This window comes from Rhizobium sp. PvP014, from assembly GCF_017876855.1.
GTDB classification, from domain to species: domain Bacteria; phylum Pseudomonadota; class Alphaproteobacteria; order Rhizobiales; family Rhizobiaceae; genus Neorhizobium; species Neorhizobium soli.
In genome coordinates, this window is sequence record NZ_JAGIOT010000002.1 from 1,160,647 (window position 1) to 1,174,007 (window position 13,361).

Genomic DNA, 13,361 nt, shown 5'->3' on the forward strand with positions numbered 1-13,361 from the left:
GAGGAGACATCATGAGTCTGTCCGAAAACGCACGCGGCGCCCTGGTTATGGCGTTCGCCATGGCGGCATTTACCTTCAACGACGCTTTGGTCAAATCCGTTACGTCAGAGCTCAGCATTGCACAGATCATTGCCGTGCGCGGGGTCATGACCACAACCCTCGTCTATTTCATCGCGCGCCACCTTCGCGCGTCGATTTCGCTGAAAACGCTGAGCCATCCCCTCGTCCTTTTGCGAGGATTTTGCGAACTCGGCGCCACCCTTGCGTATTTCACCGCGCTCGCCCGGCTCGAATTTGCCACCGCTGCCTCCATCATGCAGTCGCTGCCACTGGTCGTCACGCTCGGCGCAGCACTCATTTTTCGTGAACCGGTTGGCTGGCGGCGCTGGAGCGCGATCGGGGTCGGCTTGGTCGGCGTTCTTTTGATCCTGCGCCCCGGCGCGGAAGGATTTTCGGGGGACGCAATCTATCCGCTGATCGCACTTTGCTTCACCGCCTGCCGCGACCTGACGACAAGGCGGATCAGCGCGGAAATTCCGACCATCAGCATCACCTTCTTCACCAGCTTTGCCAACACGCTTCTCGGCATTATCCTGATCGTGCCGATGGGCGGCTGGCAACCGGTGAGCGCCGGCACCTTCTCCATTCTCGTCCTGACATCGCTCCTCGTTTTTGCGGGTTATCAGACCGTGATCATGGCGATGCGCGCGGGAGAGGTCTCGTTTGTGACGCCGTTCCGCTACACGAGCCTGATCTGGGCTCTGGCGATCGGGATCCTGTTCTTCGGCGAGGAGCCGAGCGGCAGCATGCTTGCGGGAGCGGCAATCGTGATCGGCTCCGGTCTCTACACGTTCGCGCGCGAGAAAAAGAGGAAGCAGCAGGTCGCGACCGCCGCCGACGTCGCCCCGCCCGGCTCCACGCAGACGAGCGAAACGGGCCGATGATAACTGCCTCAAACGATCTCCCGGCTCTCATTCTCGCCGGCGGCCGATCCAGCCGGATGGGGCAAAACAAGGCTGATCTGCCGCTCGCCGGAAAGACGATCCTCGGCCATGTCGTCGATCGGCTCGCGCCTCAGGTGATATCGATCGTTCTGAATGCGCCCGAAGCCTCAGAGGATCTCTCCGGGCTACGTCTCGTTCCCGACTTGAGACCGGGCCAGGCCGGCCCGCTCGAAGGCGTCCTGGCCGGTCTTTTCGACCTGCAGGCGCAGGACACCGATGCGTCCCATCTGGTGACGGTCCCCTGCGACAGTCCGTTCCTGCCGCTGGATCTGGTGGCACGTCTCAAAGCCGACGCTGGCCCTGAAACCATTGCCGTCGCTACGTCGGATGGTCGCACGCATCCCGTTTTCGCGCTCTGGCCGAAGTCGATCGCCGACGACCTCGAAAAATGGCTTGTCGATCCCGACAACCGTCGCCTCAGGGCATTTCTGGATCGCCATTCGACGGTCTATGTGGATTTCCCAATTCTCGACATCGGCGGCGAAATGCTCGATCCTTTTCTCAATATCAACACTCCGGAGGATCTGGCCTTGGCCAAGCGCTTCACCGAGGCTCTGAGATGACAGTGCCGCCCCGTGTCTTTGGAATTGCCGGCTGGAAGAACTCCGGCAAGACCGGCCTTGCCGTGCGACTGGTGACCGAGTTCACCCGCCGCGGCTACAAGATCTCGACGATCAAGCACGCCCACCACGATTTCGACATCGACAAGGTCGGCGCCGACTCGTTCCGGCACCGTCAGGCCGGCGCGCATGAAGTGACGATCGTCTCCGGCACCCGGTTTGCCATCATGCACGAGCTGCGCGGCGATCCGGAACCCAGTCTGCAGGACGTTCTCGATCGTATCGCGCCCTGCGATCTGGTGCTGATAGAGGGCTACAAGCGCGAGCCTGTGCCCAAGATCGAGGCCCGAAGGCTCGAATCGAAAAGCCGCGAGCCACTGGCTCCGACCGATCCGCACATTGTTGCCATCGCTGCCGATCATGCGGTGGAGGGTACGTCCCTGCCCGTCTTCGATCTCGACGACACGGTCGCCATCGCGGATTTCATCGCGGACGTCGTTTCTCTCCCGCAGAAATGAAAACGCCCGGATAAACCGGGCGCTCTCTGATCAACTCTGGTGAACCGTACTATTTCGACGCAACCGGCTTTACCAGCGCCGTGATTCGGCGGATGGTGACGCGGCGGTTTTCCTGGTTCGGTCCGTCGGTGCGAACCTTCAGATAGCGTTCGCCGTAGCCCTGGGTCGCCAGGTTTTCCGGCGGGATGCCGTAAGCGTCGGTCAGAACGCGGGCAACGCTTTCCGCACGCTCGTCGGACAGGACGAGGTTGGCGTCATCCGCGCCGACGGCGTCGGTATGGCCTTCGATCAGGAAGGTTTCAGCCGGGTCCTTCTTCAGCACCTGGTTGATCGCATCCGCAACCTTGCGCAGCGAGCTTGCCTGATTCATCGGAATTTCGGCACTGCCTGTTGCAAAGGTGACCGTATCCAAGTCGATACGACGAACCTTGTCGCGGATACGGGCCGAGTAGCGAACCTCATCCAGCGAATAGACGCGCTCGACCTGTTCGACCGGCGGCTGTTCGAGGAACTCGTAGTAGTTCCGGTCAGGCTCCGACGACGTGTCGATAATGTAGTCGTCGAGCGGAACGTCGAGACGCATGGGCGGCAGATCGTCACCCGGATCGCGCCAGGTATAATCCGCCCCACGGTTCTGTTCCGACAGTTCCGGCGCATAGTAGAGCACGTATTCCTCACCGCCGCGCACGATACGCGACCGCTGGACGATCTCGCCGTAACGGTTGCGCACGGTGACGATCCGGGTGCCGTCTTCGCGCTCGATCACTTCACGTACACGACCATCGCGCAGACGCTCGTATTCCGGCTGGCGACCGTCTTCTTCATAGAAGCGGCGGCTGTCATCGTGGCGCACGACCGACTGGTTGTCGATCGAGATGATTACGCGGCCACGATCCCTGCCGCGATCGTTACGACCGACGTCCTGGCCGTCCTGACCGCGATAATCCCAGCCACGCGGGCGATCGAACTGCGGACGACGGTCGAGCCGTTCGCCGCGCTCTTCGGACAGTTCGCGGAAATTGCGCCTCTGGTCGGCTGTCTCCCGGGTGTTGGACTGGGAATCAGCGTCGGAACGTGGCGGTGCACGATCCGCCTGCTGGGCATCGCGGTCGCGGTCGCGGCGCGGACGCTCACCATCGCGGTCCGGACGACGCGGACGTGCATCTTCCTTGGCGCTGTCGAGCACCGCTGCACCGTTTTCGACCGGCAGGGTCGGCTGTTCGCCGCGCTGCGCAGACTTCGGATCCTTCGCCAGTTCCTTGGCGCGCTCCACCTTGTCAGGCGTATCGGCAACCTGCGGCGGCCGCGGACGGCCGTTTGCGGGCTGATCGGTCTCCGGCTGGTTGCGATCGGCCTGGTTGCGATCGGGACGATCACGGCCGGGCTCGTTCGGATTGGCCTGATCGGCATCACCCGGGCGACGGTTGTTCTGGTCGCGGTCGGCTGGGTTACGGTCAGCCTGATTACGGTCTGGGCGAGCCGCGTCTGGCTGCGCTGCAGTATCCGGACGGGTCTGGTCGCGCTGGTTGCGATCCTTGGCGTCGCGCGGTGGCGTAGCCCCGTTCTCAGCGTCGGTGTCGCGAGCATTGCGTTCCGCAGCCTTCGGATCAACCTTGGGGTCGGCCTTCGGATCTACCTTGTTGCGATCGCCCTGCGCGCGCGGACGCTCAGGCGACTGTTCATCGCCTGCCTTTTCGCGCTGCGGACGAGCCTGATCCGGATCGGCCTGGTCTGGCTTTGCACGATCAGCCTGTGCCTTTTCAGGCTTGGCCGGCTTTGCATCGTCCGGCTTTGCCCTGTCGGCAGCATCGGCCTTGGACGGATCGGCGCGGTCACGGGATGGCTTCGGGCGCTCGCCTTCGGCATTGGAACGGTCCGCTGCAGGCGGACGCTCCTTGGCATCGCTTTCCTGAGCTTCACGGCGCGGGCGTTCGCCTGCTGCAGGAGCATCCTGCTGACGCTCGGCATCGCGGCGCGCTGGCTTCTTCTGCTCGGGCTCGCCCTGTTCAGCCTGCGCGCGGCGTGCTGGACGCTCGCTTGCGCCGCCGTTGTCTTCAGCCTGCTGGCGACGCTGCGGGCGCTCGCTGGCACCGCCACCGTCTTCCGCGGCCTGGCGACGCTGCGGCCGCTCTGGCTTGTCTTCGCCCTGGCCCGCTTCGCTCTTTTCACGGCGCGGACGCTGCGGCTTTTCGCCACCACCATCTTCAGGCGCGATGACTTCCTGCTGAACCTGGATGAAACCTGGTACCGAGGCCGGAGTCTGGTTGACTTCAATGGCGGCCTTCAGCGGCATGGCACCAACCGGCTGCAGCATCAGCGGCAGCGACAGCACCGGCGCAGCCACGCTGGCAAACAGTCTGAATTTTTTAGACATGCAATCTTCCTCTTCTCAAGCGTCTCTTCCCTTGGCGCATCCCGTATTATGCATCGTTCGAAAGAATGACCTCGGGCTGACGCGCCGGCTGAACGGGTATTCAACCGATATGGTTCCGCAAAGACTGTTCCCAACCACATGAATGACAACTGAATGCCGCGTTCACCTCCCGCGAGGTGTCATCGGGCAGGAAAATGCCGTTGCAATTTCCCGTTGGCCGGTATCTATAAAACGTCAGACGGGGCGAGCTGGCCTTAAGCCCCGCAACCCGGATGGCGTATGAATTCAACGCCGCCGGTCTTGCCAACAGAGAGGATTATTATGACCATGTCCCGCCTTTTCGCAGCTGCATCCATCGCGGCTGTATCGCTTTTCGCCGGATCCGCGCTTGCCCAGGAAAAGCTCACGATCGGCACCGAGGGCGCTTACCCGCCCTTCAACGTTCTCGAATCCAACGGCAATCTGACCGGTTTCGACATCGACATCGCCAAGGCGCTGTGTGACGAAATGAAGGTCACCTGCACCTTCGTCACCAACGACTGGGATGGCATCATCCCGGCGCTGCAGTCGAAGAAGTTCGATGCCATCATCGCCTCCATGTCGATCACGCCGGAGCGCATGCAGCAGGTTGCGTTCTCGAAGAAATATTACAACACGCCGCCGGCAGTCGCCGTGCCGAAGGATTCGCCGCTGAAGGATGCGACCGCGGCCTCGCTCAAGGGCAAGACGCTCGGCGCCCAGGGTTCGACCACCCACTCGAACTACACCGAGAAGCATTTCCCCGATTCCGAACTGAAGCTCTACCCGACGTCTGACGAGTACAAGCTCGACCTCACCAACGGCCGCATCGACGGCGTTGTGGACGACATCGTTGTCCTGTCGGAATGGGTGAAGTCCGAAGCCGGCAACTGCTGCAAGATCCTTGCACCGCTCCCGGTCGATGCTGAGATCAACGGCGAAGGCGCCGGCATCGCCGTGCGCAAGGACGAAACGGCACTGGCCGACAAGTTCACCGCCGCGATCGCCGCGATCCGCGCCAACGGCAAATACGCCGAAATCAACAAGAAGTATTTCGACTTCGACGTGTACGGCGACAAGTAATCGTCTATACGCCGGAATATGAACGGCGGAAGGCTTGCCCTTCCGCCGTTTTCCTTTTTAATGACACCTATGACTGAAGCGGCATCTTAAAAGCCGCATGGGGAACGAACCGGAATGACCCTATGAGCGGATGGCTCTCCGCCCTCTTCGATACGCTCGACCCGTTTTGCGGCCCGGCCGGCATCTTTACCTGGCTCGGCCAAGGTTCCCTGATCGCCTGCGGCGACGCCGGATGGGGCGACGAGATCGCCTTTGGCGTCAAGGTCACGATCACGCTGGCCTTAGCGACCCTGCCGGTCGGCCTCATCATCGGCTTCCTGATCGCGCTCGCGGCGCAGTCGGAAGAACGGCTGCTGCGGCTGGCTGCCGGCATCTACACCACGATCTTTCGCGGCCTTCCCGAGCTGCTGACGCTGTTCATCGTCTATTACGGTGCCCAGATCCTTCTCCAGACAGTGCTGTCGACCTTAGGCTATGACGGGCGCGTCGAGATCAACGCCTTCGTGGCTGGGATGGTAGCTCTCGCTGTCGTGTTCTCCTCTTACTCGTCGGAAGTGCTTCTCTCTGCCTTTCGCGCCATCCCGCGCGGCCAGTATGAGGCCGGCGATGCGCTTGGCCTTCGGCGCTGGCGCACGATGTTCCTGATCGTCCTGCCGCAGCTGATCCGCATCGCGCTGCCGGGCCTCACCAATCTCTGGCTGATCTTGCTGAAGGATACGTCCTACGTCTCGGTCATCGGCCTTGCCGATATCATCCGCCAGACAGGCATTGCCGCCCGCGTCAGCCGCGAGGCCTTCTTCTTCTACACCATCGCCTGCCTTCTCTATCTGGCGCTCGCGATGATCTCCTCGTTCGGGCTCGGCTTCATCGAACGCTGGGCCAAACGCTCGGGAGTATCGCGATGAGCTTTGTGAAAGAGCTGATACCGGCACGCCCGGCGCCCGCCGTCGCCGAGAGGCCGCTCACCGCCGCCAAGGTCACCGGCATGATCGTGCTGGTGCTCTGGGGCCTGCTGGCGGTCGCGCTTGTCATGATGGTGATCAACGGCTGGGATACGGCCAAGTTCGAGCGATACGGACCGCGCTACCTGAACGGCCTGTGGACGACCATCTCGATCGTCGGCATCTCCATCGTTCTCGGCGCGCTGCTTTCGCTGCCGATCGCGTTCGCCCGCATGTCGAAGAACCGCGTGCTCAACACGATCGCCTACGCCTACGTCTATCTCTTCCGCTCGACGCCGCTGCTCGCGCAGCTCTTCCTGATCTATTACGGTCTCGGCAGTTTCAGGGCGGAACTCGAATCCGTCGGTCTCTGGTGGTTCTTCCGCGAGGCCTGGTATTGCGGACTGTTTTCGCTGACGATCAACACGGCCGCCTACCAGGCGGAAATCCTGCGCGGTGCCATCGAAAGCGTCCCGCGCGGCCAGCACGAAGGCGCCGCGGCGCTGGGCATTTCCAAGCGCATCACGCTGCGCAAGGTCATCCTGCCGCAGGCACTGATCGTCGCACTTCGCCCTTACGGCAACGAAGTGATCCTGATGATCAAGGGCTCCGCTGTGGTCGCCATCGTCACCGTTTTTGATCTGATGGGCGAGACGCGCTATGCCTTCTCGCGCACCTTCGACTACCAGACCTATCTCTGGGCGGCGATCTTCTACCTGACGATGGTCGAAGCGCTGAGGCACCTCTGGGCATTCATGGAAGCCCGCCTGACCCGTCACCTGAAACGCTAGTCCAGATTGCCAAACGGCGCTCCGCCCCTTAAAGCGCTTCGCAACGAAAAGGATGATGGCGATGACGAAGATCGACGAGGAAGCTTTGGCCGAGGCCTACAACCGCGCATTGGCGCTGGAAAAGGCCGGCGACATCGACGCGGCGGTAAAAGCCTACGAAGACGTGCTGGCAATCGACCCCGAGGATCACGGCGGCGCAGCAGTCCGCATCGCCTCGATGGGACGCGGCGAAACGCCTCCGAGAGCGCCGGACGCCTATGTCGAAACCCTGTTCGACCAGCATGCCGAAAGCTTCGAGGACATCCTCGTCGAACAGCTCGGCTACGCGGTGCCCGTTATCCTGCGCCAGCGTCTGCAGGAACTGAACCTTGGCCCGTTCAAGCGCATGCTCGATCTCGGCTGCGGCACCGGCCTCACAGGCGGTACCCTGCGCGACATGGTGGACGACATCACCGGTATCGACCTCTCCGAAAACATGGTCGAGATCGCCCATGAGAAGGATCTCTACGAAACGCTCTACGTCGCTGAGGTCGAGGACTTCCTCGACGATAACGACGACGAGCCCTTCGACCTCGTCACCGCAACCGACGTCCTGCCCTATCTCGGCGCGCTCGAACCCCTGTTCTTCGGAGCTGCCGAAAACATGGTGCCAGGCGGCCTGTTCGCCTTCTCGTCCGAAACGCTCCCCGCATCCGACACCACCCCCTACCGGGTCGGCCCCCACCAGCGCTTCGTCCACTCGGAATCCTACATCCGCTCGCGGCTTGAAGAGACCGGCTTTACGGTCGTGGAAATGACCGAAATCAATGTGCGGATGCAGGACGGCAACCCGAGCCCGGGCCATCTGGTGATTGCGAAGTTGAAGGGCTGAGCCCCTAAACTGGACGGTTCGCCGAGTCATATTGACATTACGTATAAGTTGCGCAAAGCTCACCTAATCAACCGATGATAGCATTCGGATTGATTGGGGGGATTGCTATGGATGCCACGTCTTGGACTGGGCTGCTGGATAGCCCCTTCTCAAAACTATCGTTTTTGGGCGGCTTGTTTTCGAGCATTGACTGGATAGCTCTCGTCATCGCCCTGCTTGGCCCGCTTCTCATCTTCGCAGCTCGAAACGAAGTGCGCTTGCGCCGGCTGCGACAGATCCAGGATTTCTACGTCAACTTCAGCAGTGAAAAAGGCAGTGCCTCAAACACCGTAGCTTCGCGACTCGGGACCAATCCATCCTTCGAATTCGTCCGCTCGAAATACACGGCCGATCTGGTTTTTCCGGAGAAGGACAAATTCGATGCTCTCCCGGAAGCGGACAAGCTGCGGCAGTTTATCAGTCTCGCGGCAAAGGGCCGCGTGACATTCGCGTATCGTCTGTTCCTGTCGTCGCTGGGGTTTGTCCTTCTCAGTTATATCGGCTTCCACATCTTCATTTCCGCGATCTGCTGCGGGCTGCAAATCTCCGTCCAGTGCCCTGTGCCCGGTCTCGTCGGCGGTGACACCTCCTCGAAGCTTATCGTGATCGGTTCGCTCGCCTTTATCGGCGCCTACATTTCCTCGGCACGCACCCTTCTTGCCCGCCTCGCTGTGTTCGATCTTTCGTCGACCACATTTCTGAGAATCACCATCGAAAGCCTGGCATCGGTTCTCTTTGCGGCCATCCTGTTTGCAGCCTTCCCGGACCCACTCGGCGGCATCGGACGTGTTCTGACTGGCGGGGCAACCTCAGGTGCCGAAACCACGGGCCAATCCTTGCCGCTCACATGGATAGCACTCGCGCCGATGCTCGGGCTGCTCCCGCAGAGCTCGACCAAGTTCCTCTTCGTCAAGCTCCAGCAGATCTTCACCTGGGTCAAGGTGAGCGACGACCGCTTCGTGTCCATCACCCCGATCGTGTCGCTCGATGTGATCAACGGCATCGATTACGAAATCCGCTTCCGGCTTGAAGACTGCGGCATCTACGACATCCAGAACCTTGCCACCTACAACCCCATCCTCCTTCACGTCGAAACGCCGTTCGGGATCTATCAGTGCATCGACTGGGTCGCCCAGGCGCAGCTCTGTCATATCGTCGGCCTCGAGCGATTCCTGGCTTTGCGGGAGTTGAACATCCGGACGATCTTCGACCTCGAACGCGCAATCGACAGCGTCGATTCTCCGGAAGAATTCGACGACATCTACATGAGCATCCTCATGTCGCCGACCAGCAACCTGCGCAAGCTGGCTGACATCGCGAAAATGAATTTCATGATCATGGACGGTACGAATGCCCGCCCGGTCTCGGTGGACGAATACGCCAAGTGGGCCCGGGAGCGGGTCAGCAGCGAGCCGAAACTGATCACGAAAGCCGCGGAACATCTGATGACATGGATTTCGGACGATCTGCACGTCCGTCGCCTGCGTCGGTTGTGGAACGACATTGCTGACAGCCTCGAGCCAGGATCCTCCTACTTCCGGGATTCCAAGCGCAATCCCCAGAACAAAAAGCAGGAAACGTCAGGTCCAGCATCGGATACTGTCTAGGCATTGAGCTCCCCCCGTTCATCATCGGAGCAGCCACACCAACTTCCGTCTTCTCATCTCCGTGCCGAACGGCTAAACCAACTTCGCAATGGAGGTGGCGATGGGACCGCAGCGTTATATTCTCGCCCAGGCCTATAACAATGCCTGGGCCAATCATCGGCTGCTCAAAGCCTGTGCGCTGCTGTCGGCCGCGGATCTTGATGCGCCGCGGCAAAGCTTCTTCCCGTCGATCATCCACACGCTCAACCACATTCTCACGGTGGACTGGCTTTACGTCGGTGCGCTCGAAGGACACTGTCCCGGCGCTTCGGCCTTCGAGCCGCAGACACCCTTCCCCGCGATCGCGGATCTCGATCGGGAACAACGGGCCGTCGACCGTCGCATGATCGATCACTGTCGTCGCCGAGCGAGGCCGACCTCGCCGGGGAAATCCGGATCCCGCGACAAAACCATGTCCAGGTCGAGCGTGCCGATCGAATTCTGCTGCACCTCTTCCAGCACCAGATCCATCATCGCGGCCAGGTGCACGCGATGCTGTCTTCCACCCCTGTTTCCCCACCGCAGCTCGACGAGTTCTTTCCGTCCGATCCGCAGGAACAGGCATTGCGCGCAAAAGACTTCGCCGAACTCGGCTTTACCGAATCCATGATCTGGAGTGACTGACCCATGCTGTATTTCGTTCTCAAGACCCTGCACCTCATCTCCGACTTTCTGCTGATCGGCGGCATGCTGGTGAACGCCATCGTCATCTCCATGGTGCCCCCGACGATCCGGGTCGGCGTCATCCAGTCGCTGCGCAAATACGACCGCACCGTCACGACCGCAGCCCTTGCCGGGGCCTGGATCTTCGGCCTGTGGCTGGCAATCGGCTATGTCGGCTTTTCGGGTGGCTGGCTTCACGCCAAGTTCGTGCTGGTGATCCTGCTTTCCGCGCTGCACGGCATGCAGGGGGCGGCCATGCGCAAGATGGCGGCCGATCCAAAACGCGATCCCAACGCATTCGTGCGTCTCGGCATGCCGATCATCATGGTCTGTCTCGTGCTGATCGTGGCGCTCGCCGTGATCAAGCCGTTCTGATCAGAAGAAAGACCCTGCTCTGCACGACGGTATCACCGAACCCATTTCCAACGCGCCGCAGCCGGCGGGTGGAGCGTCGTGACAGGTCAGCTAGTTAGGCTTGCGAGCGCTTTGCCCTTCCCGTCGGCCTTGCTTTGTTCTAATCCTCGCATCACAGCAATTCAGGGAGTTCCGGCATGGCGAAAGTGGCATTCATCGGTCTTGGCGTTATGGGTTTCCCCATGGCAGGCCACCTGAAGGAAAAGGGCGGCCATGACGTCACCGTCTATAACCGCACCGCGTCCAAAGCTGCCGAGTGGGCAAAGAAGTTCGGCGGAGGAACCGGTGCAACGCCAGCCGAAGCCGCAAAAGATGCCGATTTTGTCTTCATCTGCGTCGGCAACGACGACGATCTGCGCCAGGTGACCACAGGTGAGGACGGCGTTCTCTCTGGCATGAAATCCGGCGCGATCCTGATCGACAACACGACGGCCAGCGCCGAAGTCGCCCGTGAACTGGAGACAGCCGCCATCGAGAAAGCCATCGGCTTTATCGATGCACCGGTTTCCGGCGGCCAGGCGGGTGCCGAAGGCGGCGTGTTGACTGTCATGTGCGGCGGCGATCAGAAAACCTTCGACACGGCAAAGCCTGTGATCGAGGCCTATGCCCGCATGGTCGGCCTGATGGGTCCGGTCGGCAGCGGCCAGCTGACCAAGATGATGAACCAGATCTGCATTGCCGGCGTCGTCCAGGGCTTGGCGGAAGCCGTGCATTTCGGCAAGCAGGCAGGCCTCGACATCGAGACCGTCGTCGGCGTCATCTCCAAGGGAGCTGCCGGATCCTGGCAGATGGAAAACCGCCACAAGACGATGGACCAGGGCAAATACGACTTCGGCTTTGCCGTCGACTGGATGCGCAAAGATCTCGATATCGTCCTCACCGAAGCCCGTCGCAACGGCGCAAACCTGCCAATGACCGCGCTGGTCGACCAGTTCTATGCTGAAGTGCAGGCGATGGGCGGCAAGCGTTGGGACACGTCGTCGCTGCTGGCACGGTTGGAGCGGAAGTAATTTATCAATACGACAGTAGTCGTGGCGACGGCCCGTTGACATTGGCCGTTGCTCTATCCTTAGCTACAGCAGACTGGTGCAAACCTGGACTCGCGGTTACATCAGCATTATGCGGCGACGGTGAGCCTGACGCGTGGTGGATGTCCTTGCGACGCCCCATGGGTAGAGGGTATTTTGGAGGACCAAGGTCAGCCGGATTGGTGAATATTGATGGCGCATGACTTTCAGGACGACATAGACGCAGTCCAGCGTATCGGTGCCGTACCAACGATCCTTGATGTTGTCTGTCGCGCGACCGGGATGGGATATGCGGCAGTGGTTCGCGTCACGGAGGATCGGTGGGTTGCCTGCCAGGTTCTGGACAACATCCATTTCGGACTCCCGGCCGGAGGAGAACTGCCGGTCGAAACGACGCTCTGCCACGAAGTCCGGCAATCGCGCGACGTTATCGTCATCGACAACGTCGCCGAAGACCCTGTTTACTTCCAGCATCAAACCCCGAAGCTCTACGGACTGAAGAGCTACATCTCCATGCCGATCATCCTGCCGGATGGCCGTTATTTCGGAACCCTGTGCGCCATAGATCCCAAGCCGGCGGCGCTCAACAATCCGCAGGTGATTGGAACATTCAAGCTGTTTGCCGAACTGATTGCCTACCATCTGGAAGCCGACGAGAAGCTCGATCGGGCCAATGCAAGCCTGCTCGATGCGGAAGCGACGGCTCGGTTGCGGGAACAGTTCATCGCAGTCCTCGGCCACGATCTTCGAAATCCCCTTGCGTCGCTCGACGGCGGCATCAACATCCTGCAGCGCGAAGCGCAAAGCGAGCGGTCCACCAGGGTTCTCTACATGATGCGCGGCAGTATCCTGCGCATGTCCGGCCTGATCGATAACGTCATGGATTTCGCCCGCGGAAGGCTTGGTGGTGGTCTGGGTCTACGCAGGGAAGCAGATCGTCCGCTTGGCCCCACACTGATGCAGGTCGTCTCGGAAATCTGCTCTGCCCATCCAGAGCGGCAGATTGACGTCGAGATAGAGCTGCCGGGCCTGTTCGATGTCGACCATGACCGCCTTGCGCAGATGTTCTCCAACCTTCTGGGCAACGCGATCACCCACGGCTCTACAGAACATCCGATCCGCATTCTGGGAACGGTCGAAGGGGACGAACTGAAACTGGAAATCGCCAATGCCGGAACCGCGATCACCGGCAAGGCGATCGAAAAACTGTTCCAGCCCTTCAGCCGCAGCGATGCGGGCACCCATGATCAGGGTCTAGGCCTTGGCCTCTACATCGCGTCGCAGATCGCCAAGGCCCATGGTGGCCATATCGATGTCACCTCTGATGATACTCAGACGGTGTTCACCTTCCGCATGCCGGCAATCGTGCCGGAAAGCTGATCAGGAACCGCGTTCTCTGAAGCGAACGCGG

12 protein-coding genes and 1 pseudogene are annotated in these 13,361 nt (G+C 60.9%); 12 read left to right on the top strand and 1 reads right to left on the bottom strand.

Annotated features, from left to right (window positions below; genetic code table 11):
• Positions 1 to 11: 11 nt before the first annotated feature.
• From J3A65_RS10230 to mobB, 3 genes are read left to right on the top strand one after another with little or no spacing between them, the layout of a single operon-like run.
• The gene (locus tag J3A65_RS10230; protein ID WP_209901016.1) at positions 12 to 944 is read left to right on the top strand and encodes a DMT family transporter; all 933 of its coding nucleotides are present in this window, start codon (positions 12 to 14) and stop codon (positions 942 to 944) included.
• On the top strand, positions 941 to 1,567 hold the full coding sequence (gene mobA, locus J3A65_RS10235) for a molybdenum cofactor guanylyltransferase MobA (protein WP_245341510.1): 627 nt from the start codon (positions 941 to 943) through the stop codon (positions 1,565 to 1,567). The genes J3A65_RS10230 and mobA overlap by 4 nt, the downstream gene beginning before the upstream one ends.
• Positions 1,564 to 2,082: a molybdopterin-guanine dinucleotide biosynthesis protein B gene (mobB, locus tag J3A65_RS10240; protein ID WP_062456524.1), complete on the top strand. Its 519-nt coding sequence runs from the start codon at positions 1,564 to 1,566 to the stop codon at positions 2,080 to 2,082. Before mobA ends, mobB begins: the two co-directional genes overlap by 4 nt.
• A 49-nt stretch (positions 2,083 to 2,131) precedes the next feature.
• On the opposite strand, the gene J3A65_RS10245 is transcribed toward mobB, so the two are convergent.
• Positions 2,132 to 4,456 carry an OmpA family protein gene (locus J3A65_RS10245; RefSeq protein WP_209901018.1) on the bottom strand — a complete coding sequence of 775 codons (2,325 nt, stop codon included), beginning with the start codon at positions 4,454 to 4,456 and terminating at the stop codon, positions 2,132 to 2,134.
• Positions 4,457 to 4,777: 321 nt separating this feature from the next.
• Here J3A65_RS10245 and J3A65_RS10250 point away from each other — a divergent pair, with 321 nt between their 5' ends.
• The 9 genes and pseudogenes from J3A65_RS10250 to J3A65_RS10290 all read left to right on the top strand — a co-directional run bounded on the left by J3A65_RS10250 (position 4,778) and on the right by J3A65_RS10290 (position 13,330).
• Positions 4,778 to 5,557, top strand: coding sequence for an ABC transporter substrate-binding protein (locus tag J3A65_RS10250; RefSeq protein WP_062456519.1), 780 nt, complete (start codon positions 4,778 to 4,780; stop codon positions 5,555 to 5,557).
• A 122-nt stretch (positions 5,558 to 5,679) separates the two neighbouring features.
• On the top strand, positions 5,680 to 6,462 hold the full coding sequence (locus J3A65_RS10255; RefSeq protein ID WP_209901020.1) for an ABC transporter permease: 783 nt from the start codon (positions 5,680 to 5,682) through the stop codon (positions 6,460 to 6,462).
• The gene (locus J3A65_RS10260) at positions 6,459 to 7,289 is read left to right on the top strand and encodes an ABC transporter permease (RefSeq protein ID WP_092660783.1); all 831 of its coding nucleotides are present in this window, start codon (positions 6,459 to 6,461) and stop codon (positions 7,287 to 7,289) included. The genes J3A65_RS10255 and J3A65_RS10260 overlap by 4 nt, the downstream gene beginning before the upstream one ends.
• Before the next feature lie 55 nt (positions 7,290 to 7,344).
• On the top strand, positions 7,345 to 8,160 hold the full coding sequence (locus J3A65_RS10265; protein ID WP_092660781.1) for a class I SAM-dependent methyltransferase: 816 nt from the start codon (positions 7,345 to 7,347) through the stop codon (positions 8,158 to 8,160).
• A 173-nt stretch (positions 8,161 to 8,333) separates the two neighbouring features.
• Positions 8,334 to 9,806, top strand: coding sequence for a hypothetical protein (locus J3A65_RS10270; RefSeq protein ID WP_209901022.1), 1,473 nt, complete (start codon positions 8,334 to 8,336; stop codon positions 9,804 to 9,806).
• A gap of 100 nt (positions 9,807 to 9,906) precedes the next feature.
• Positions 9,907 to 10,469: pseudogene (locus J3A65_RS10275) on the top strand (DinB family protein).
• A 3-nt stretch (positions 10,470 to 10,472) separates the two neighbouring features.
• Positions 10,473 to 10,883: a CopD family protein gene (locus tag J3A65_RS10280; protein ID WP_209901024.1), complete on the top strand. Its 411-nt coding sequence runs from the start codon at positions 10,473 to 10,475 to the stop codon at positions 10,881 to 10,883.
• 176 nt (positions 10,884 to 11,059) lie between these two features.
• Positions 11,060 to 11,932: an NAD(P)-dependent oxidoreductase gene (locus tag J3A65_RS10285; protein WP_209901025.1), complete on the top strand. Its 873-nt coding sequence runs from the start codon at positions 11,060 to 11,062 to the stop codon at positions 11,930 to 11,932.
• Positions 11,933 to 12,142: 210 nt separating this feature from the next.
• Complete coding sequence (locus J3A65_RS10290; protein ID WP_209901027.1) at positions 12,143 to 13,330, top strand: GAF domain-containing sensor histidine kinase; 1,188 nt, start codon at positions 12,143 to 12,145, stop codon at positions 13,328 to 13,330.
• The last annotated feature ends 31 nt before the right edge of the window (positions 13,331 to 13,361 follow it).

Bases quoted from the DNA above. Each gene is read 5' to 3' on its own strand.
- J3A65_RS10230 (WP_209901016.1), top strand. From the start codon at position 12: ATGAGTCTGTCCGAAAACGCACGCGGCGCCCTGGTTATGGCGTTCGCC.
- mobA (WP_245341510.1), top strand. From the start codon at position 941: ATGATAACTGCCTCAAACGATCTCCCGGCTCTCATTCTCGCCGGCGGC.
- mobB (WP_062456524.1), top strand. From the start codon at position 1,564: ATGACAGTGCCGCCCCGTGTCTTTGGAATTGCCGGCTGGAAGAACTCC.
- J3A65_RS10245 (WP_209901018.1), bottom strand. From the start codon at position 4,456: ATGTCTAAAAAATTCAGACTGTTTGCCAGCGTGGCTGCGCCGGTGCTG.
- J3A65_RS10250 (WP_062456519.1), top strand. From the start codon at position 4,778: ATGACCATGTCCCGCCTTTTCGCAGCTGCATCCATCGCGGCTGTATCG.
- J3A65_RS10255 (WP_209901020.1), top strand. From the start codon at position 5,680: ATGAGCGGATGGCTCTCCGCCCTCTTCGATACGCTCGACCCGTTTTGC.
- J3A65_RS10260 (WP_092660783.1), top strand. From the start codon at position 6,459: ATGAGCTTTGTGAAAGAGCTGATACCGGCACGCCCGGCGCCCGCCGTC.
- J3A65_RS10265 (WP_092660781.1), top strand. From the start codon at position 7,345: ATGGCGATGACGAAGATCGACGAGGAAGCTTTGGCCGAGGCCTACAAC.
- J3A65_RS10280 (WP_209901024.1), top strand. From the start codon at position 10,473: ATGCTGTATTTCGTTCTCAAGACCCTGCACCTCATCTCCGACTTTCTG.
- J3A65_RS10285 (WP_209901025.1), top strand. From the start codon at position 11,060: ATGGCGAAAGTGGCATTCATCGGTCTTGGCGTTATGGGTTTCCCCATG.
- J3A65_RS10290 (WP_209901027.1), top strand. From the start codon at position 12,143: ATGGCGCATGACTTTCAGGACGACATAGACGCAGTCCAGCGTATCGGT.